The sequence below is a fragment of the Enterococcus sp. DIV0294 genome (assembly GCF_050558155.1).
Lineage (GTDB): Bacteria > Bacillota > Bacilli > Lactobacillales > Enterococcaceae > Enterococcus > Enterococcus faecalis.
In genome coordinates this window covers 1,344,727-1,365,736 of record NZ_CP187889.1, presented here as the reverse complement: position 1 = coordinate 1,365,736, position 21,010 = coordinate 1,344,727, and the positions used below count along the sequence as shown (strand labels likewise).

General features: G+C 36.9%; 19 protein-coding genes. 1 reads left to right on the top strand and 18 read right to left on the bottom strand.

Translation table 11 applies throughout. The annotated features are described in order from the left end of the window. Positions 1 to 20: 20 nt before the first annotated feature. The 5 genes from IGJ20_RS06715 to obgE all read right to left on the bottom strand — a co-directional run bounded on the left by IGJ20_RS06715 (position 21) and on the right by obgE (position 4,384). Positions 21 to 395 carry a YxeA family protein gene (locus tag IGJ20_RS06715; RefSeq protein ID WP_002357632.1) on the bottom strand — a complete coding sequence of 125 codons (375 nt, stop codon included), beginning with the start codon at positions 393 to 395 and terminating at the stop codon, positions 21 to 23. Positions 396 to 537: 142 nt separating this feature from the next. Further along, positions 538 to 1,083, bottom strand: a complete 546-nt coding sequence (locus IGJ20_RS06710) for a TetR/AcrR family transcriptional regulator (RefSeq protein ID WP_002360361.1) — start codon at positions 1,081 to 1,083, stop codon at positions 538 to 540. Between the two features lie 218 nt (positions 1,084 to 1,301). Further along, on the bottom strand, positions 1,302 to 2,600 hold the full coding sequence (locus IGJ20_RS06705; protein ID WP_002363934.1) for a PTS sugar transporter subunit IIC: 1,299 nt from the start codon (positions 2,598 to 2,600) through the stop codon (positions 1,302 to 1,304). A 26-nt stretch (positions 2,601 to 2,626) separates the two neighbouring features. Continuing rightward, the gene (locus tag IGJ20_RS06700) at positions 2,627 to 2,929 is read right to left on the bottom strand and encodes a hypothetical protein (RefSeq protein ID WP_002374891.1); all 303 of its coding nucleotides are present in this window, start codon (positions 2,927 to 2,929) and stop codon (positions 2,627 to 2,629) included. A 138-nt stretch (positions 2,930 to 3,067) separates the two neighbouring features. Continuing rightward, positions 3,068 to 4,384 carry a GTPase ObgE gene (obgE, locus tag IGJ20_RS06695; protein WP_430605283.1) on the bottom strand — a complete coding sequence of 439 codons (1,317 nt, stop codon included), beginning with the start codon at positions 4,382 to 4,384 and terminating at the stop codon, positions 3,068 to 3,070. A 287-nt stretch (positions 4,385 to 4,671) separates the two neighbouring features. Between obgE and gap the strand changes: the two genes are divergently transcribed. Continuing rightward, on the top strand, positions 4,672 to 5,682 hold the full coding sequence (gene gap, locus IGJ20_RS06690) for a type I glyceraldehyde-3-phosphate dehydrogenase (protein WP_002357638.1): 1,011 nt from the start codon (positions 4,672 to 4,674) through the stop codon (positions 5,680 to 5,682). 50 nt (positions 5,683 to 5,732) lie between these two features. On the opposite strand, the gene IGJ20_RS06685 is transcribed toward gap, so the two are convergent. The 13 genes from IGJ20_RS06685 to IGJ20_RS06625 all read right to left on the bottom strand — a co-directional run bounded on the left by IGJ20_RS06685 (position 5,733) and on the right by IGJ20_RS06625 (position 21,003). Further along, on the bottom strand, positions 5,733 to 6,182 hold the full coding sequence (locus IGJ20_RS06685) for a Fur family transcriptional regulator (protein WP_002357640.1): 450 nt from the start codon (positions 6,180 to 6,182) through the stop codon (positions 5,733 to 5,735). Positions 6,183 to 6,297: 115 nt separating this feature from the next. Further along, positions 6,298 to 7,179, bottom strand: a complete 882-nt coding sequence (locus IGJ20_RS06680; protein WP_002361792.1) for a CvfB family protein — start codon at positions 7,177 to 7,179, stop codon at positions 6,298 to 6,300. 73 nt (positions 7,180 to 7,252) lie between these two features. After that, complete coding sequence (locus IGJ20_RS06675; RefSeq protein ID WP_202522528.1) at positions 7,253 to 9,316, bottom strand: cell division site-positioning protein MapZ family protein; 2,064 nt, start codon at positions 9,314 to 9,316, stop codon at positions 7,253 to 7,255. A 151-nt stretch (positions 9,317 to 9,467) separates the two neighbouring features. Continuing rightward, positions 9,468 to 10,574, bottom strand: a complete 1,107-nt coding sequence (gene rpoD, locus IGJ20_RS06670; protein WP_002360364.1) for an RNA polymerase sigma factor RpoD — start codon at positions 10,572 to 10,574, stop codon at positions 9,468 to 9,470. A 107-nt stretch (positions 10,575 to 10,681) separates the two neighbouring features. Continuing rightward, entirely contained in the window at positions 10,682 to 12,568 is a 1,887-nt protein-coding gene (gene dnaG, locus IGJ20_RS06665; RefSeq protein WP_101731770.1) for a DNA primase, read from the bottom strand. 316 nt (positions 12,569 to 12,884) lie between these two features. After that, positions 12,885 to 15,221 carry a cation-translocating P-type ATPase gene (locus tag IGJ20_RS06660; protein ID WP_101731771.1) on the bottom strand — a complete coding sequence of 779 codons (2,337 nt, stop codon included), beginning with the start codon at positions 15,219 to 15,221 and terminating at the stop codon, positions 12,885 to 12,887. 128 nt (positions 15,222 to 15,349) lie between these two features. Next, on the bottom strand, positions 15,350 to 15,967 hold the full coding sequence (locus tag IGJ20_RS06655; RefSeq protein ID WP_002357646.1) for a lysozyme family protein: 618 nt from the start codon (positions 15,965 to 15,967) through the stop codon (positions 15,350 to 15,352). Positions 15,968 to 16,257: 290 nt separating this feature from the next. Next, on the bottom strand, positions 16,258 to 16,947 hold the full coding sequence (gene alsE / locus IGJ20_RS06650; RefSeq protein ID WP_002379434.1) for a D-allulose 6-phosphate 3-epimerase: 690 nt from the start codon (positions 16,945 to 16,947) through the stop codon (positions 16,258 to 16,260). 137 nt (positions 16,948 to 17,084) lie between these two features. Continuing rightward, positions 17,085 to 18,185, bottom strand: a complete 1,101-nt coding sequence (locus tag IGJ20_RS06645; protein ID WP_202522527.1) for a PTS fructose transporter subunit IIC — start codon at positions 18,183 to 18,185, stop codon at positions 17,085 to 17,087. A 108-nt stretch (positions 18,186 to 18,293) separates the two neighbouring features. Next, on the bottom strand, positions 18,294 to 18,743 hold the full coding sequence (locus tag IGJ20_RS06640; RefSeq protein ID WP_048949493.1) for a PTS sugar transporter subunit IIA: 450 nt from the start codon (positions 18,741 to 18,743) through the stop codon (positions 18,294 to 18,296). Between the two features lie 19 nt (positions 18,744 to 18,762). Continuing rightward, positions 18,763 to 19,080: a PTS fructose transporter subunit IIB gene (locus tag IGJ20_RS06635; protein WP_002408519.1), complete on the bottom strand. Its 318-nt coding sequence runs from the start codon at positions 19,078 to 19,080 to the stop codon at positions 18,763 to 18,765. Further along, positions 19,080 to 19,532, bottom strand: coding sequence for a PTS sugar transporter subunit IIA (locus IGJ20_RS06630; RefSeq protein WP_002389217.1), 453 nt, complete (start codon positions 19,530 to 19,532; stop codon positions 19,080 to 19,082). The genes IGJ20_RS06635 and IGJ20_RS06630 overlap by 1 nt, the downstream gene beginning before the upstream one ends. Then, complete coding sequence (locus IGJ20_RS06625; RefSeq protein WP_002379430.1) at positions 19,522 to 21,003, bottom strand: BglG family transcription antiterminator; 1,482 nt, start codon at positions 21,001 to 21,003, stop codon at positions 19,522 to 19,524. Before IGJ20_RS06625 ends, IGJ20_RS06630 begins: the two co-directional genes overlap by 11 nt. Positions 21,004 to 21,010: the final 7 nt, after the last annotated feature.

The following is a 21,010-nucleotide window of genomic DNA, read 5'->3' as shown; positions in this document are numbered from 1 at the left end:
GCGTACGTTCTGACTTTTTGTTATTTTTGAATCGCTTGTAATGCCTTTTCTGGCACTTGGTCTTGATTGACCTCTTCATACGTATTGATGTGGGCTCCTTTATTTGAGACTTTTAGATAATGATCTGTTTTTAATTCATGGTCCGCTGTGAAAGTTATTTCTCGCGTTTTGCCTTCCTCATCTGCGGCTACTTGCGTATAACTAGCAATTCCATAGCCATTAACACTATCGGCTTTCTTTGTTTTAACATACACATTTCCTTCTTTAACCAATGGATTTAATTGATCTAACACACCAGCTAATTCGCCAGAGTTCTTCTCTGCGTAAAACTTGGCCCCAAATAAACCACCACCAATAACAATTGCTGTCACCACTAAAAATTTAATAAATTTCATCACATAAATCCTCCCGAGTAATTATTCTCTGTTACTTCTTCCAAAGTATAGCAAGTTTTAAACAATCCTTCCTCGGGCGCAACGACCAGTTTTTTCTCAGACTTATGTCGTATTTTTGTTATTTTGAATAAATAACAAAACACTACTCTTCTATCAATAATTGACTTAATAATTGAATTTCTTGATTCTTAGTTAAGTCAATTGTTTTCATTGTAACTGCTGTAGCTAAACCTAAATAGATTACCACCATTTTAGGAAATAATTCGACAAATTTTCCTTTGTCCATTTGTACATATTTTTTATCCAATAATAAACGCTCTTCAAAAAAAGTTTGAAGCATTTGCTGCAATTCTTCTTCATAACCATGTGCTTTCATAAATAACGCCGTATAGATTTTTTGATGTTTTTGGGCAAATAATATAAAGTTCAGACCCAATGCAATCACTGGGTCTGAGGCACCGACATCTGCTTTATAAAATAATTGCATACGATGAAATAACGATTTAATTAAGGTTCGTTTTAAATCGTCCATGTTGACAAATTCTAAATAAATTGGCTGCGTAGAAATCCCCATAGTATCTGCAATATTTCTAGCAGTTAAATTAGAAAAACCTTTATCTACTAAAATTTTTTCAGCTACGTTTAAGATTTTTTCCTTTGTATATACCTTCGTTCTAACCATTTTCATACCCCTTTTCTCTTTTAGTTAACAATAACTTTATTATGTTCACACAAAAGAAAACCATTTTCATTATATATATAATATTTTACACTTTTTTATGCGTTTCTTTTCTCAAAATTTTCTATACATTTCAAAAAAATTGAGAATTTTCATCACCTATAAACAAATAGGCCCAGAACAAAAGGTCATCACCTTTTGTTCTGGACACTAAACGGCTGCACTCTTTATTCTTCTATTTGTTTGCCTTGTTCTTTGGCAAGCTCATTTTTATCATAAGCTACAAAGAACGGATAGTAAATCAAGATGGCCACTAGAATTAAAACAATATTCAAAACAGCAGCACGCCAATCGCCGCCTGTCGCCATAAAGGCGCCAATTGGTCCTGGTAAGGTCCAAGGAGCGGTAAAGACAACTTCACTTACTAAACCTAATTTTGTGGCAAACCAAGCAATCGTTGCTAAAACCATTGGTGCAAAGATAAAAGGAATCATTAAAATAGGATTTAAGACAATCGGTACACCGAAAATAACTGGCTCATTAATATTAAAAATAGACGGTGCTAAAATAGCTTTTCCTAGTTTTGAACCATATTCTGATTTTGCCCGGAAGGCTAATAATATAGCTAAACCAATTGTGGCTCCAGCACCACCAATCCAAATAAACCATTGGTAAAAAGGTTCTGCCGCAATCCGAGGTAATGCTTCGCCAGCTGCTTTAGCAGTCGTGTTTTCCTCTAATAGTTGTAGCCATAGAGGACGCGCCAACGATCCTACGATTGAAGCGCCGTGAATCCCAAAGAACCAGAAAAATGTGGTTAAAAAGACTAACAGCAAGACACTCAATAAAGAGTCCGCTGCTTGAACTAGTGGTCCCACTAAGTTCCCTACAAATGTGTGCCAATCAAAGCCTAAATAATAAGTGATTGAACCAATCAATAACATGACAATTAACGTCGGAGTCAGCGATTCAAATGAACGAGCAACAGCAGGTGGAACGTTATCAGGCATTGTAATTTTGAACTTAGACTTATCTGTCACTCGATAGATTTCGACAGCAATAATTGACGTCACAATCCCGACAAACATCCCTGCACCACCCAAATTAGCCATTGGTAAAACAAACCCAGAAACGCCAGCTGCTTTACTGGCTTCTTCAGGAATCGCTACAGGTACTAATGTTAATAAAAAAGCAATCGTAGCCAAAATCCCTCCAGAGACTTGATCAAGATTATATGATTTCGCTAAACTAGCGCCAATGCCAAAAGTCGCATATAACGCCATAATGTACATTGTCATTCGGTAAGGCAATAAGATTGTAGCAGCATTACTTGTTAAAAATTGAGTAATGCCCCAAGATTCTGGTAACGGCGGAAACGCAATAATTAGAAAAAAAGAACCGACAATAATTAAAGGTAATGTCGCAATAATCCCATCCCGCACCGCACGTAAATGGCGCTGATTGGCAATTTTAGCCATTGGTCCAGCTAGATGATTTTCAATCCAAACAGTCAGTTTATCTAACATAAATAACACTCTCCTCTGTTTTTCTCTTAAAAAATAACTCCTTTAATCAGCCATAAATAAGAGATAAGCTCTAATAAAATAAGAGAAATTAAAAACAACCAAATAAAACGCTTACAAAAACCTGTTTTCGTTTCAATAAAATAATGACTATACGCTAACGCAAAAGCAATCCCAACAGGCAAAAAAATCATGGCACCAATATTAAACGGAAGACTGAAAGTCCATAATAAAACACTCGGCAACAGGACACCACATAAGAACCCCATACTAAAAAGAAAACCGGCACTTTTAACTGAAAACTTAGGAACCATTGCTTGATTGTTTTCCATTTCAATTTCGCTCCTTTCGTTTGTTATTTTGTTACATTTAAAATTATAAGCTATTAAAAATATTATTTCAATCTATTCGCTAATTTAATACTAATTTTAAAATAAAAAACCAGTTCACTGAGTGAACTGGTTTTATGCTTATTCGACAAATTCAAATTCAAAATTACCAATCCGAACAATGTCGCTATCTTTCGCGCCACGTGCTCGTAATGCCTCATCGACACCCATACCACGTAATTGACGTGCAAAACGCATTACTGTTTCATCATGATCGAAATTCGTCATTTCAAATAATTTTTCTAATTTTTCACCAGATAAAACCCATGAAGCATCTGGTTCACGATCAATCGTAAATTCTGGACCTTCTGGTTGGAAGCCATAACGAACGGTTTCTTCCTCTACCACTTCATCTTCATATAATGGGAATTCAGGCGTTACTTCCAACAAGTCAGCTGTTGCATTTAATAAAGGTTCAATACCTTTACGAGTAACCCCAGAGATTGGGAAAATAGGTAGCTCATCAGCATACTCATCGGTGCGTTCCTTCGCAAGTTGCTCTTTAAATTTCGCTAAATTCTCTTCTGCTTCAGGCATGTCCATTTTATTGGCAACAATAATTTGAGGTCGCTCCATCAAACGTAAATTGTGTGAAGCCAATTCTTTATTGATTGCCAAATAATCTTCGTAAGGATCGCGTCCTTCCATGCCACTCATATCAATGACATGTAAAATAACACGCGTCCGTTCAATGTGGCGTAAGAACTGTGTTCCTAAGCCGACACCTTGAGAAGCTCCTTCAATTAAGCCTGGCAAATCTGCTGCAGCGAAGCTTCGACCGTCACTAGTAGTCACCATCCCTAAGTTTGGAACTAACGTCGTAAAATGATAGGCACCAATTTTCGGACGAGCGGACGAGATAACAGAGAGTAACGTTGATTTCCCTACAGAAGGAAACCCAACTAAGCCAACATCTGCTAAGACTTTTAATTCTAATTCGATTTTACGTTCTTGACCCGGTTCGCCGTTTTCGGCAATTTCTGGTGCAGGATTTCTTGGGGAAGCAAAGCGAATATTCCCGCGACCACCGCGTCCGCCTTTTGCTACTACTAAGGTCTGACCATTCTCAATTAAATCTCCAATTAAGGCTCCAGTTTCTGCATCACGAACTGTTGTACCTGGTGGAACTTTGACAAGTAAATCTTCTGAACCACGACCGTGCATTCCTTTACTCATACCATTTTCTCCAGGTGTCGCCTTAAAATGACGATTAAACCGGAAATCCATTAATGTGCGTAATCCTTCTTCAACAACTAAAACAACGTCGCCACCGCGACCGCCATCACCACCAGCGGGACCCCCGTCTGGTACATATTTTTCTCTACGGAAAGCAACCATTCCGTCGCCGCCTTTACCAGCTTTGACATCAATCGTCACTTGATCTAAAAACATGGACATATAATTTGTCCTCCTATTCTACTTCTACTATCTTTAATCACCTCAAAAAGCGTGATTCGAAAGTCTTTATTATTGTATCGGGAAAACAACCGTTTGTCTAGCAATTCTAGTTAGTTATCGTTGGAAAAAGCAAAATTTCTCATGAATCTTTCGCTTTCTTTTTGTCGCTTCGCTATCAGTCTTTTGACAAAAAAATTTTAGAGGTTCATACTATAGATAGTTGAAGAAAATCACTTTTTCAGCAAGGGTCCAAAGAAACACAAACATCTAAAGGAGGAATTTTTGTTATGACAGTCAAAGTAGGAATTAACGGTTTTGGAAGAATTGGTCGTTTAGCCTTTCGCCGAATAAAAGAAGTTTCTGATGATATTGAAGTTGTGGCTATCAATGATTTGACTAGCCCAACAATGTTGGCTCACTTATTACAATTTGACTCTACGCATGGCACCTATCCTGGCACCGTGACAGCCACTGAAAATGGCATTGTTGTTGACGGCGAAGAAACCCGTGTCTACGCAGAACCAGATGCAAGTAAAATCCCTTGGGTTAAAGAAAACGGAGTAGACATTGTCCTTGAATGTACAGGTTTTTATACCTCTGAAGAAAAAGCACAAGCTCATTTAGATGCAGGTGTGAAACGTGTGGTTATCTCTGCTCCTGCAGGCGCAATGAAAACAATCGTTTATAACGTCAATGATGATACACTTGATGCCAACGATAAAATCATTTCTGCCGGCTCATGTACGACAAACTGTCTAGCACCGATGGCTTACTTTTTAAATAATGAATTTGGTATTGAAGTTGGTACCATGACAACTGTTCATGCCTACACATCAACACAAATGCTATTAGATGGCCCTGTTCGTGGCGGAAATCTTCGTGCGGCACGCTCTGCTGCAGACAATACTATTCCCCATTCAACTGGTGCTGCTAAAGCAATTGGCTTAGTTATTCCAGAACTTAATGGAAAATTACAAGGCCATGCCCAACGTGTTCCCGTTGTGGATGGATCCTTAACAGAATTAGTTAGCATTTTAAAAACAAAAGTAACAGCTGATCAAGTAAATGAAGCAATGAAAAAACACACCATTGATAACCCTTCTTTCGGTTATGATGATCGTGAAATTGTTTCTGGAGACATAATCGGCACGACAGAAGGTTCGATTTTTGACCCAACGCAAACAGAAGTAACGACAGCTGGCGATTTCCAATTAGTGAAAACTGTGGCTTGGTATGACAATGAATATGGTTTTACTTGCCAAATGATTCGCTTATTGGAAAAATTCGCTAATTTATAATGCCAATAAATAAAAAACTGCCTTGCATAAATTAATGCAAGGCAGTTTTTTTAATGTTTACTTTGACAACTTTGACAAATACCATGAAAAGTTAAGCGATGATCTTTGACTAAAAAATGATACCGACTTTCAACAATTTGCTCTACTTCACCAAGCAAGTCTTCTTCCACTTCCTCAATTGTGCCACATTCTAAGCATAACAAATGGTGGTGAAAGTGTTTGGCGCCTTCTTTTCTTAAATCATAGCGAGCTAAACCATCGTTAAAGCTCACTTTATCAACGACTTTTAAGTCTGTTAAAATTTCTAGCGTTCGATAGACTGTTGCTAGACCAATTTCCGGACTTTTTTGTTTTACCAAGAAGTAAATTTCTTCTGCTGATAAATGATCTTTTTCATTTTCCAATAATACAAGTACGGTTGCTTCCCGTTGTGGTGTTAATTTAAAGCCTGATTCATGTAATTGTTTTTTTGTCTTTTTTAAAGCAGCAGTCGAATCCATTATTACAGCTCCTTGTTTAGAATGATTACAAATTAAGAAACTTAATTTATCAATCAAATTAAAATAATTATAAAAGAAATAACTGTAATTTGCAAGATATTCTCAATTAGCTACCTTAATTTTTTTCTTTTGATTGTTCCAACGAGCCAATTAGAATTGTTTTACCATCTTCTTGTTTAATTAATTTTTGTTTCATTAAATGGCCTAAGGCGCGTTTAAATTGAGCTTTACTAATGCCAAAGGTTTGTTTAATTTCATCAGGGCTTGATTTATCGGTGAAAGGAATTTGGTGATCGTTTGCTCTTTCTAAGAAAGTTAGAATCATTAATGCATCATCGCTGATTACTTCATGACTTCTTGGTTTTAATGAAAGATTCAATACGCCGTCCGGCCGCACGCCAATCACACGTCCCACTACTTTTTCACCTAAACGTGGTTCCTGGAATCGTTCAGAAGGATGGATAAATCCAATGTATAAATCATCAGTTAAAATATACGTTCCTGCAAGTTTCAGACGATACACATGCCCAGTTAAGTTTTGGTTTTGCATTTCAGCATTCCCGCGTTTTGCCATGGCTTTAAAGACTTTTTCATCTGCTAATTCGCCCCAAATGCGGTCTTTACTGTCCACTTTTAAAGTAACCATTACTCGGTCTTCTTTTTTAGGCCAAAGTTCCCGCATGGTTGGTAATTCATCCAACGAAATAACAACATCTTTATCTGGTAAGCCAACATCCACAAAAACACCTAAATCACGTCTCGTTCCTGTGACAGTACCAAAGCCATAGCTACCAATGCGCACAGTAGGAATTGTAGTTGTCAGTGCTGGCTCTTGTTTTTGATTTAAATAACCAAACCCTTCTACAGCCTCTCCTATGGCATGCGTACCTTCTTCTTTTTTTAAACGGAATGTGATGCCATTTTTTTGAACAAAATAAAATTGTTCATTTTCATCGACCACAATGCCGGTAAATGTTGTTGCTAGTAATTCTCTCATTTATCATTAACTCCTCAAGGAAAATCAATCGAACAAAAGATTTCCGCTTTTGTTCGATTGTTTCTATTTTCTTTTATTGCCCTGCATTACGAGAAGCGTTCCCTTTGAACCAACCTGTTTTAGCATTGATTGTAACTAAATACATGTGAACATTTTTCTCTGTAGTGCCTTCTAATAATTTTGATTGATTGTTTGTTGCATAAAGATTGTAGTAACCTTCGCCATTCACAATTTTGGCAGGTTCTAAAGAATATCCGCCAGGAACCACATAGCCACGAGCAATCACTGTGTCTAAGACTTTTTCTTTCACACCTGGTGCCCATGTCCACGCTGGATTGCTACTATCAGCGATATCAGCAGCATCTGGCGCATAAAGCGGACTAGTGTAAACCCCGTCACTATTCGGCGCCGTGTAGCCATTCGCTTCTGTTTTTGCTGTTTCTTCCTTCTTAGCGTTCTCTTTTTTCGCGGCAGCAGCTTGTTTTGCTTGTTCTTCTGCTTGTTTTGCTTGCTCTGCGGCAGCTTGTTCTTCTGCAATTCTTTTCTGTTCTTCTTCAACCTTGGTTAACGCTTGGTCAGCTGTCGTGACTTGTTTGACCAGTTCTTTTTTCAGCTTATCACTTGTTACTTTACCTACTTCTGCCTTAGCAGCTTGATATGTGTCTCGATTCAGCTGATTGGTAGTTTTTCCATCTTTATAAATGACCTCAACCGCTTTTTTAGCTTTTTGTAATTGGTTGTATTGTTGGTTCGCTTGATCGATTGCTTGGTTCATCAATTGGTCAAATGGATCATTTCCTGTTAATTTCTTTACGGAAATTAGTTGATCAGCAGCTAGAATCGCCGGTTTCAACTCATTGCCATTGACAATCGGGGCCTCAAATAATTGGTTGATTTGTTGAATGATTTGTTGCTTCTCTTTCAATGTTTGAATTTGTTTATTTAATTGAGAATACTCTTCTGAATCTTTAATTTCCGCGACTTGTTTTGAGAGTTTTTCTGGACTAACAGTCACCATATCGGGTTTAATAAAAACTTGCTCATTCGTGGTATAAAAGGCTGCTAGTTCATCTTTCAGCGTATCTGTTTTCTTGGTTAGTGCCGCCGCCTCTTGCGCGGCAGCTTTTCGCGTTTGATCATGATACGCCCAAGCACTACCTCCAGCTAATAAAACAACCGCAAGCGCAACGAAAGCCACTTTTTTTGATGGTTTCTTCGGAGCAGGCGCTGGTTGAGCATTCCCAGTTTCATTCATCGGTGGTATCACACCTGAATCTGAAACTTTTTCCACGGTTGTATCAGCGTCGCTCGGTGCCTCTAGCGACGCTGCACTTGTTAACCCTTCTTCAGAATCTGAAATGGATTCAGTTGGTGTTTCGGCTTGGGTTAATACTGCCTCACCGCTGTTTTCTAACTCTTGGGTCTCTGCTGTTTCTTCTGATGGATTTTCAGACATTTCTGTATCTGCTCGATGCGCTTGAATATAAGCTTGCAAAGTTTCGTTTGGTGTTACATCTTGATCTTCTATCGGTGGTTGTGAAAAAATTTCTTCTTCAGAAGTGGTAGAGATAACTTCAGTTCCTGAAATCTCTGTTAAAGCTTCCTCTTCTGACTTCACCGTCTCAGATACCTCAGCTGTTTCTGCTTCAACAGTAGTTGTTTCTTCTGTTGTTTCCTCTAAATTAACTGCTTCGTCCGTTGCTAGTTTTTCTTCTGTTGAATGAGTAGGCGTCTCTTCTGTCGCTGGTGTCGACTCCTCCACCGAATCATGAGTCTCCTCACTAGCCCCTTCTTGAAGCGATGTTTCTAGACCAGAAACATCCTCTGAATCAGAGACTATTAAGTTATCTTCTATCGACTCTTCTTTTTTGTCATCATTACTTTCTTCTTCAGGTGATTCGCCAAACAGTTCCATCACATGGCCTAAGCTCATATCTTTTAACTCAGACCATTCAATATTCTCATTTAATTGATCTTCGTGTTGTTCATTTTCCTGTGTTTCAAAATCTATATTTGTTGAAGTCGTTTCCGCTTCTTCTTTATCAACTGTTGTGTCAGTTAGTGAATAGCCACATGTTGGGCAGGTCGTTAATTCTGCATCGAATTCGTTCCCGCACTTCGGACATTTTTTTGTCATTCTTCCGCCTCACATTCTGCTAATATTCCATTACTTCTAATTTACCACAACTTGCGCCTTCTTCCAATAACTAGCAATGACATTTAGAGACTTTTTAAAAATCAAAAGCGGCTCTTCTCGCATGCACGAAAAGAGCCGCTAAACGGTATGTTTATTCTAAAAAGTCTTTTAATTGTTTTGAACGAGAAGGATGTCTTAGTTTTCTTAACGCTTTTGCTTCAATTTGACGAATACGTTCGCGAGTGACACCGAAAACTTTTCCGACTTCTTCTAGCGTACGTGTCCGACCATCATCTAAACCAAAACGTAAACGTAAAACATTTTCTTCACGGTCTGTTAAAGTATCCAGAACATCTTCTAGTTGTTCTTTTAACAATTCGTAAGCTGCATGTTCAGCAGGACTGGTAGCATCTTGGTCTTCAATGAAATCACCTAAATGTGAATCATCTTCTTCACCAATTGGTGTTTCTAAAGAGACTGGCTCTTGTGCGATTTTTAGGATTTCACGAACTTTTTCTGTTGGTAAATCCATTTCCGCACCAATTTCTTCTGGCGTTGGTTCTCTACCTAAATCTTGCAATAGTTGGCGTTGAATCCGAATCAATTTATTGATTGTTTCAACCATGTGAACAGGAATTCGAATCGTTCTAGCTTGGTCCGCAATTGCCCGCGTAATCGCTTGACGAATCCACCAAGTAGCATACGTAGAGAATTTGAACCCTTTACGGTAGTCAAATTTTTCAACAGCTTTCATTAAGCCCATATTACCTTCTTGAATTAAATCCAAGAATTGCATACCACGACCTACATATCGTTTGGCAATTGAAACAACCAAACGTAAGTTAGCTTCTGCTAAACGTTGTTTTGCTTCTTGATCGCCTTCTTCAATTTTAAGTGCCAATTCAACTTCTTCTGCGGCAGTTAATAATTGAACGCGCCCAATTTCTTTTAGGTACATACGCACGGGATCATTAATTTTAACACCTGTTGGCGCAGATAAGTCTTCTGCTTGGGCCTTTTCCGCTTCTTTTTCATCTTTTTTCAAGCTATGTTCACTTGGGTCTCCATTTTCATCGACCACGCTGATACCAGCATCTTCAACTTTTTGGATCAATTTTTCCATAGCTTCTGCATCCAAAGTATACGGTGTGGCTAATTGATTCGCTAAATCATCATAAACCACTGTTCCTTTAGGCTTGTTTTCTTTGATAAATGCTGCCACTGCAGCTTCATATTTTTTACTTGTTTCTTTTTCCATGAAAGAAGGCCCCCTTCATTTTTCGGTTCACGCTTGAAATAACTGATAAATCACTGGGACTTATCAAAATAAAATGAACAAAACGCTTAGTTCTATTCATTTATTGCTTAAGTAAATGTTCGTTGAGCTTTAAGCTGTCGAGCCAATTGGATAATCTCCATTGTTAATTCGGCTTCAAGCTGTTGGTTGCCCACTCGTTTTGCTTCTTGCTGTTGAATCTTTTTCTGCTCAATTGCCTCTGCAATACTTGATAAGGCAATTACATGTAATAAATCGGCAACTTCTCGCTCAGAGCTTTCTTCTGATAAATTCTGATACGCAATTTCAATTGCTAATTGTTTGGTTTGATTATCTTGCAAGAAATTAATAAAATCGGCAATGTCGAAACTTTGATGCAGTGTCGCATAACTTTCTAGCAAGAAATACAATTCTTGGTATTCATCATGAGCGAATGAAAAATCTGGCAATTGTTGAACGGTTTGCCGTACTCCTTGTTCATTCATTAAACGAAATAATAAAGAACGTTCTGCTTTTTGAACTTGGGTTAACGGTAACTTGTTCTGGACGTGATTCTCTTCAAAAACAGGTTCTTCCATTGGTGGTGGCATCATTTCATCTTGATAAAATTGTTGCCTTTCTTGCCGTTGGACTGAACGTTGCTCTTGCTTCAATTGATTGAATTGTTCTTCTAAACTATGAACAGAAAGTTGAAATTCCTGAGCAATTTGGTTTAAATAACGATCACGTTCCAAGGGAGATTGAACATTGGTTAACTCCCGTAACAATTCGTTCACATAATCCAATTGTTCTTTTTCGTTATTCATGTTTCTAGTTAACCGATGATAGTTCATTTTAAAACTAAAAACTGTTTCTCGGCCATGATTGGCTAAATTTTGAAAAGCTTCTGCGCCATATTTCCGCACATATTCATCAGGATCCAGCTTTTCAGGGATGCTGACTATACTCAAGTCAAAATGACTGTTTTCTTGCAATAATTGAATCGCACGGTTTGTGGCTTGAACACCGGCATTATCGCCATCGTAACAAATAACTACTTCCTTAGCGACCCGTTCCAAATGCCGAATTTGTTCATTGGTCAAACTAGTCCCCATTGAAGCCACCCCACTTTTTACGCCTGATTGCCAAGCAGCGATAACATCCATGAATCCTTCAAAAAGCAAGACTGTATTTTCTTTACGAATTTCTTTTCTGGCTTTATCAAAGTTAAACAGCGTTTCTCGCTTATTAAAAAGTGTTGTTTCAGGACTATTCAAGTATTTAGGCATCTCATCCCCTGGAAAATCAGCTGTTTTTAACAAGCGACCAGAAAAGGCGATGACATTGCCTTGGGGATCATTAATTGGAAACATGATTCGTTGATAGAAACGATCCAAAAACGTACCGTTATCTCTTTGGACAAACAGCCCAGAAGGCTCAAAAAGCGTTTCATCCAGTTGTTCATTTTTAAAAACTTGACTTAAGAAATCACGTTTTTGCGGCGCAAATCCAATTTGAAAGGTCTCAATTAGTTCTTGTGTTAACCCCCGCTCTAATAAATAGTTTAATGCGGGTTCGCCAATTTTAGTATTCACTAAAATATGATGGTAAAGTTCTGCGGCTTTACTATGCAGTTGTAACAAACTCCGTCTTTGTTGGTTTTCTGGGGTATCCGCTACTTCACGCGGCTCTGACCAATCAAAGTCCACAGATAAATGTTCCAAATCTGCAACACGTTTCACGGATTCTGGAAAACTAATGCCTTCAATTTCTTGCAAGAAATTAAAAACAGTTCCACCTTTCCCGCAGCCAAAACAGTGAAAAATTTGTTTGTCTTCTGCTACTGAAAATGAAGGGGAACGTTCTTCGTGAAACGGACATAAACCCATATAATTTTTACCGGATTTTTTTAACTGGACATACTGCCCAATAATATCTACTATATTCGTTCGGTGACGAACTTCCTCAATGACTTCCTGAGGAATGCGTTGTGCCATTGTCCTCACCTCCTAAGAATAGCATTGTGCTAACTCATGTGATTGACCGTTTAAAAAACGCACTGTCATTTCAGTGCGAATTCCAATGGACACATTTACACATGATTTATTGTATCACATAATCGCTGTTTTTCAAGTATCTTGTTTCAACTCAACAAAAAAAGAAAGTATCTAGGACAAAAGTCATCCTGACTCCTGCCCCAGACACTAACTCTTAAAATAATCAGTTAAACATCAAACTTGCTCCGACTTCCTTCAAGATTTAAAGAAGAACTGCATTTCTGGAGACGAATGCTTTTAGCTCAACCTCTGCTTTTTATAAATCTTTAATTGTTTTTCCAGCACGTTTCATTTGTACGAAACCAATTGCTACACGCACCACAATATTAATGGCCATCATAATAAAGAAGAGACCCATTGTTTGCGAAGTTAAGAAACCAATTTCTAAAATGTTGTGGAATAACATAGCTGCTACATAAATACCAATAATGGTACTGAAAACCAAGAAAATGCGTAATGGATTGAAAGGCAGACATGCTCGAACAACAGCCATACAACTAATTCCAACTAATAAATAATACATTAACGTCGTGGTGTCTAAAGAAGAAAATCCTTGATTTTGTCCAATCAGATAAACAGCAATGATATTCGCTACAACTAAAAGCGCATTAACAGACGCATTTTTCAAAGACGTTGGTAAAAACTTCCCGACAACTTTTCGTTTGTCCCCTTCGAAAGATAAGAAGAAGGCTGGATACCCTTCAATTGCTAAATCAATCAAGGTCACTTGAATCGGAATGAACGGGAACGCAATGGCCGTTAAGGCACAAATGATTGAGAGAATAAACGAATAAATCGTTTTAATGAAGAAAACACTGGAAACTCGGGTTACATTATTTACCACACGTCGTCCTTCAAACAAGACATCTGGTAACGTTGTAAAATCAGAATCTAGCAAAACTAGATTAGAAATTTGCCGAGTAGCGCCATCTCCTTCTGCCATGGCGATACTACAATCCGCTTCTCGTAACGCTAAAACATCGTTGACGCCATCGCCGGTCATCGCCACCACATGCTCTGTGTCTTTCAACTCACGTACAATGGTTCGTTTTTGCTGAGGCGATACACGTCCGAACACTGTGTATTGCTGAACTGCTTCACGCACTTCTGCTTCTGTCGTTTTGGTCGACAAATCAATATAAGACTCATAACCGGGTAGCCCAGCACGACGAGCAATATTTGAAACAGTCACCGGATTATCACCAGAAATTACTTTTAAGTCGATTCCTTCTTCTTTTAGATAAGCCAGTGTTTCTTTGGCATTTTGGCGAATTGGATCGTCAATTTCTAGAATTGCTAATGGCTCTAAATAAGGCATTTTGGTTTCGTTTAACGGTTGTTGTTCCGCAATGGCTAACATCAAGACGCGATAACCGTTCTCTTGTGCTGTAAAAACAGCTTCTGGCAACCGACTATCGTCTACCAAACGCTCAGGAGCTCCTAAATAAACTGTCCCAATTTCTGGAAATTCAATAGCTCCCCATTTTCTTTCAGAAGAAAAAGCCAAGACTTCTTTTGCGCCAAATCGATTGGATACTTCATAATGATCACGAATTGCTTGCATTGTAATATTATTATCCGTACTTTCAGATAGGTAGCTTCCGATAATCTGCGGGAAGAGTTCTTCATATTTGTCATGCAAGATAATCGCCTTTTGCACTTTCATTTTACCTTCTGTAATCGTTCCAGTTTTATCTAAACACAAAGTGTCCACATGGGCCAATGTTTCAATTGAGTACATATCTTGTACTAGAATACGTTTTTTGGCTAACTTAATGACACCTGTTGTCAGCGCAATACTAATTAATAGTACTAATCCTTTTGGTAACATCCCTAACAAAGCAGCTGCAGAAGCAACAACAGATGTTTTAATGCCAGCATCTCTTAACCAAAAAGCTTCAACAAATAAAATAATCCCTAGAGGAATAATCACCCAACTTGTAAATTTAGAGACTTTACGAATCGAATTGACTAACTCTGATTGAATTGGTTTATGCACTTTGGCTTCTTGGGTGATTTTCACAGCATAGTTTTCGGCACCAACGTGGATAACACGGGCATAGGCTTGTCCGCTAACAATGAAACTTCCAGAAAGCAAGGTATCGCCGATTTCCTTTTCAATTAAATCTGATTCACCTGTTAACAACGCTTCATTCGCTTCGACTTTACCGTCAATAACTTCCATATCAGAAGGAACTTGTTCCCCTGCAGAGATAATAACAATATCTTCCATAACTAGTTCTTTTGTATCAATTTCTTGTTGTACGCCATTTCGAACAACATGAACATTTTCTTTTGCCACAATAGATAATTTTTGAACTAAATTACGGGCATGAATTTCTTGGAAAATCCCGATTGACATGTTCACAATAATAATCGCTAAGAAAGCCAGATTGGAATACGCTCCGACAAATAGTAAACAAACAGCGATTGCAAAGTTTAAAAAGTTGAATAACGTCATGACGTTATCAAAAATAATATCTTTTGTAGATTTTGCTACATTTTCCTCATAATTATTTTGAAGGCCTAACTCTTTCTGCTTGGCAACTTCTTCTGTACTTAACCCTTTTTTCAGGTCGACTTTATTCAACATCCAGCTCTTTCCCTACCTTTTCAATTAATCAGTTACATCCCTTCTAGTTTACTTGCATTTTCATGAAACTGCAAGAAAAGCCTAAAAAATTCCTGTAAGTTGAAAGAATTCTTTAGACTTTTCTCGTTTTAATTTAACTTTTCAATAAACCAACGATTCATTTTGACAATTTCCGCATAGAACATATTGCCACCATTTTGATAAAGGTAACCACCATTGTAAACTAACGCTTGCCAACGATAATAACGATATTTCGTATTTTGGTCATTTCCTAGCAACGGTGAAAGGACTTCTCTTGAATATTCTTCTGCTAACTCTGTCGTGTGTTTCCCGCCGCGTTCTTTAACAAACTGAATATAATCCAGTCCATAATTATATGCTTGTACGCCTGTCCACTCATCACAGCCAGCTTCTTTTGCTTTCGCTAACGCTTCCGCGAGAAATTTGACGCCATGTGCGATACTTTCCTCTGGTGTTTCAATCACTTCTTGTTGTCCATAAACACTTTCACTGCTCTGCATAATATCGCCAGATTTCCCTTTAGATTCTGTATAGATAATCGCTAAAGCTAATGTTTTGTATTCAGGTATTTTATTTTTTTTGACTTCTGCTTCTACTTGTTTTTCAAAGGTCATTACCGTTTCAACATTTTGATGTATTTTATAGCCAAGATAGCCAAGACCAGCAACTAAACCAACAAACAAAAGTAGCATGATTTTATAAATTATTTTTCTTACTCTACGCATCGAATCATCCAAACTTTTTCTTTTAAGATACGTTCTATGTTACTTGAAATAACTGAAAAAAGCGAAGTTTTTGTTACTTCTTTAGTTTTATTTAATAAAAGTAACTTTTTTGTGAACAAACCGTAACTTCGCAAGATTGAACGTTTTCATCTAGAATAGAATAACAAGTAATTTTGTTCTATTGGCGCTTATTTATTGCATCAAAAAAGCCCAGATAAGAATGAACAAAATTCTTTTCTAGGATTGACTTTATACAACTTATCTATTCTTTTAACAAACAGTCAATTGTTTTATGGAATTTTTTTCCCTGTCATTTCTTCATAGTCTCTACTCATCATTTTCCAAGCTTTTTCAATATCTTCATCTAATCCAAATAATCCGCTTCTACCAACAATATAAATATCAGGTCCTGCAGCATCAATTCGCTTAAATGAATTTCTATTCGATGAGCCATCCATTTCAATTACATAACGATAACTTTTTTCTTCACGTAAATTACGAAGAGCAACAATTTTATCAAGTGTTCCTTCAATAAATCGTTGGCCAGCAAAGCCTGGATCAACGGTCATGATTGTGATTTTATCCAACAATTCAATATATGGAAAGATTGATTCAATAGGCGTTTCGGGATTAAGGACGATCCCTGCTTTAAGATTAGCATTGTGAATTTGGTCAATTAGGCGAAATGCTAGACCATCTAAAACCTCTGCATGCATACAAATCCATTCACATTTGATATCTACTAGTTGTTGTACCCAAAAGCTTGGATTCGTAACCATTAGATGAGCAGATACTGGGAGCTTCGAAATTTTTCTTAACTCCTCAATAAACCACGGAGATAGCGTGATATTTGGCACATAGTGACCATCCATAATGTCTATGTGATACGAAGCAACATGATCATTCAAAAAGGTGATTTGTTGTTTAAACTTGTCCAAATCCATCGTCATTAGTGACGGAGAAAATTCAACTTTGTTCATTCTAATTTTCAACTCTTTCTATCTGATTATTTGTTTGATGTTTTTGAAAATTTTTCTAACTCGTTATATTCAGACGTTGACACATCTCTGACAGGCAATATAAATTGCATTAATTTTGTTGCGCTTTTTCATTTTGTTTAGAAAATCTGAATATCTTCCAAGTTTATCTCCTCTTCTTCTTTTTCTACTAAAGCTTCCATATCTTTCTCAGTTACATCTTTCTTAATAATAGCTAAAACTAAACCGGTAACCACAGCATTTACAACAATTGCAATAATGCCAGCCAGCGGTTTACTCCTTGTTGGAATCATTAAAACACCGCCAAATGGAACTGTCGCATCTGCCCCTAAGATCATTGTTGTTGCGCCACCCACGAAGCCACCAATCGCTGTAGCAATGACTCCTCGGACAATATCATTCATAACTAAAGGAATAACACCTTCAACAATGTTAATCACGCCCATTGGTACGGCAGACTTTAACGTTTCAACTTCTAGTTTTGTATAAATATTTTTTCTAAATAATTTAGCAAAGAAGAAAGCTAATCCAAAGCCTATTGGCGTTGCTGTATTTACTAATTGCAATGCTGTAATTGGTCCATTAAGTCCTTCCGCTTGCATTGTCAAAACAAAGGCAAAAACAGTTTTGTTAATGGGTCCGCCATAGTCTATACCACTTAATAAACCAATTACACCACCAAAAATTAATAATGACGAGTTACCTAAGCTATCTAAAAAGTTCGTTAATAATGAAGTAAATGCCGTTATTGGGGTCCCGATAATATATATCATGATTAATCCACCAGTAATTGAGGTTAAAAATGGAATAATTAATGTTGGTATTAACCCTTTCGCCCAATTGGGTAATTTCACATATTTCAAAATAGCTAATACAAGATATCCTGCCAAGTAACCACCTAAGATACCACCAATAAAGCCGGCACCAACTGCATTCGCAGTTAAACCAATAATAAAGCCTGGAGCAATTCCAGGTTTACCGGCGATTGAAAAAGAAATGCCAGTAGATATAACAACCGGAAGTAAGCCTAAGCCAGCGCCACCCATAGTAGCTAAAGCATCCCAAAGCGAAAATTCACCTGGTACCAAGGTTCCTTGACTTGAGCCACCAAACCCCATACCAATTGCAATTAAAAAGCCAGCACCACAGACAATTGGAATTAAATATGAGATTGCTGTTAATAAATGACCTTTAAGATTTAACTCTTTTAGTTTTTTCATTTTTATCCTCCTAAACATTGTTCTTTTATTTTATTTTCTATTTAAAAAAATTGCTGTTATGAATTCTTCTGTAGAAAATATCCACAATATGCTGTCTCAGTAATTTCATTAAGAGAATGCCTTCACTACATCCTCTGGCGATTTTGATTGAAGGAGTTCTTTCACTACTTCATCATTTCCGAGTTTTCTGGCAAACAATGATAATAGTTTAAGATGGCTAGTTGTTTCTTTATGATCATTGCCCACAGCAAAAAGAATGATTCCTTTTACGCCATTATCATCTAAAGATTCCCAAGGAATTTCTGTACTATTAATACCAATGGCCACGCCTATTTTTTTTACATACGCACTTTTGCCATGTGGAATGGCTAGATAGTTTCCGATGCCCGTTTGGCCTTCCGCCTCTCTATCATAGATATCTTTTATAAAGCCTTTTTCATCTGAAATATTGCCATTTTCAAGCAAAAGATTGGCTAATTCTTTTAACGCTTCCTCTTTTGTATTTACATTCATATTCGTTTTAACGGTTTTTAAGTCAATGATATCCTTTACTTCCATTACAATTCCTCCTAGAAGGTTACTTTTCTTGTGTCATAACTTCTTCTGCTTTTTCAATTAGTTTAGTGGGTGATTTTACAGCAACTTCTGTAGGTACTTGAATGATTCGTTTCCCATCAAAACGCTCTCTTCCAGAAATTTTTACATCAATGGCTAATATAACAATGTCCGCTTCCTTAATTTGTTCATCCGTTAGTTTGTTTTCAATCCCAATGGTCCCTTGTGTTTCTATATGGATCTCAACTCCTGCTTTTTTTGCAGCGTTCTCCAATTTTTCTTGTGCGATATATGTGTGAGCAATTCCTACTGTGCAGGCTGCTACGCCGACTATCTTCATTATTTTTCCTCCTCAAATTTTTCTATATTTTTATAAAAATCTGTTTCTGTTTTTAAACGCAACAACTTTTCTAAGAAGTCTTCATTTGCTAATTTTCTAGTAAATCGACTGATTTCTTTTTTTACTTTTAACTGTTCATTTTCTTTTAGTAAGATGACAATAATTAATTTCACTTGCTTAATGTCTGCCGTCCATTCTTGGATTTCTGTTTTTAAGCCAATCAGATATATTTCACTTTTTTTCAAGAGTGCATTCTCTAAATGTGGCAAGACAACTTGCTCTGCAATCTGATTACTTCCCATCTTCTCACGATTTACCAAAGATTCCTCAATCTGCTTTTTTTCTTCGGGCGTTAACCAAGGTGCTGCTGTTTCTGCAATGAATTGATATACTTGCTGTTTTGAAAGAAGTTCTTGGTTTAGGAAAACTTGGTATAAAGGATTAACGTTCATGATAGATTTCCTCAACTTTTCTTTGTAATCGATACTGATCATCCATTGTAAACATGGCACTTACCAACAATGATTTAATGGGGACCTTTTCCTGTAAATGAATCGTTGTAAGAATCAATTCAATATCAGAATAATCTTTTAATGATTTCTTTATATTTCGTGTGGCAATAATTTCAACAATTTGTAATTCAGGGAATTTCTTTTCAACTTTTACTCTCAATAGTTCTGAAGTTCCAATTCCAGTGGTACACATAATCAAAGTACGAATAGGTAACTGATTGGTTTCAATCATTCGCGCAAAATACAATGTAATAAACCCATTCTCGTCTTCGTTTATAGCCGGTAGTTGATAGTTTTTACTTACTTGCTTAGAAACTTGCACAATTTTTCTGAAAATTGTTTCATACGTCATTTTTATTTGATCCAATAAACTATTCTTAACATGTATGCCGTTTTCAAGACGATTTATCATTGGTTTTATATGACTAGCCAATTCAAGAAGTAGCTGATCATTATCAGTTAAAATTTTTAGTTGTGCACTCATTTCCTCTAAATAAAATTGAGTAATTTGCATTACTTTGAAAGAAAAATTAGTTACTTTACTAAATGAACCTTGCATCCTAGAAGAAACCAAATATTGATATAAGTAATAAATTTCAACGTTAGGCAGTCTCTTATTTAAATAAGTTTCAATCTGTTGAATCGTTGTTTGCGCGACCTTTTTGAGTACTAAGTCCTTTGTTAATTCTTGTTCTTCTTCGTTAGATAATTGGTATTTTTCAGAAATAGCTACTTTTCGTGAACGACTAATTAAGATATAAAGATGCGAAAAGATGTTTACGTTATATGGATGTGGAATAGTAATATCCAGTTTTTTTTCAATGTTCCTGACTTGATCTAACGTAAAAAGGACATCATAATTATTAAAATTTAATGCTTTGTTGTTTCGAAGATCCTCAATATCGATAATGTTCAACAGTTGTATTCTATCGGAAATGGCTTTCCTGATAGCTCTTTCCTCACCGATAATTGCCAACGTTCGATTTTTCCGTTTGAGTGTTAAATCATATTTCTTTAAATCTTCGGATAATTGTTGTTCATCGCTAAATATCACAGAATCGCCAACATAATATCTTGCAAATAATTCATAAACATTTTTAGCTTGTGGAGAAGCTAACAACAATTCCTCCAGAATTCGATTGCGTCTTTCCCTTGGCGAAAAATCACTTTCTTTTTCGGCTAAATGTCGATTCTGTTCCATAAATCGTTCATAGTCTAGCTTGTATCCTCGTCCTTTCTCAGATAATATGAGTGAACCTTCTGAAAATTCATCGTTAATTTTTTTTATCAAACGATAAACCGTCTTAGGAGAAGTACTTAGGCAGTTTGCCAATTCTTCTGCAGTCATATAATCTTGTTTTTTTGAGAGAAGTAACAACAATTTTTGTCCACGTTCTTTTTTCGAACTCATAGCAACC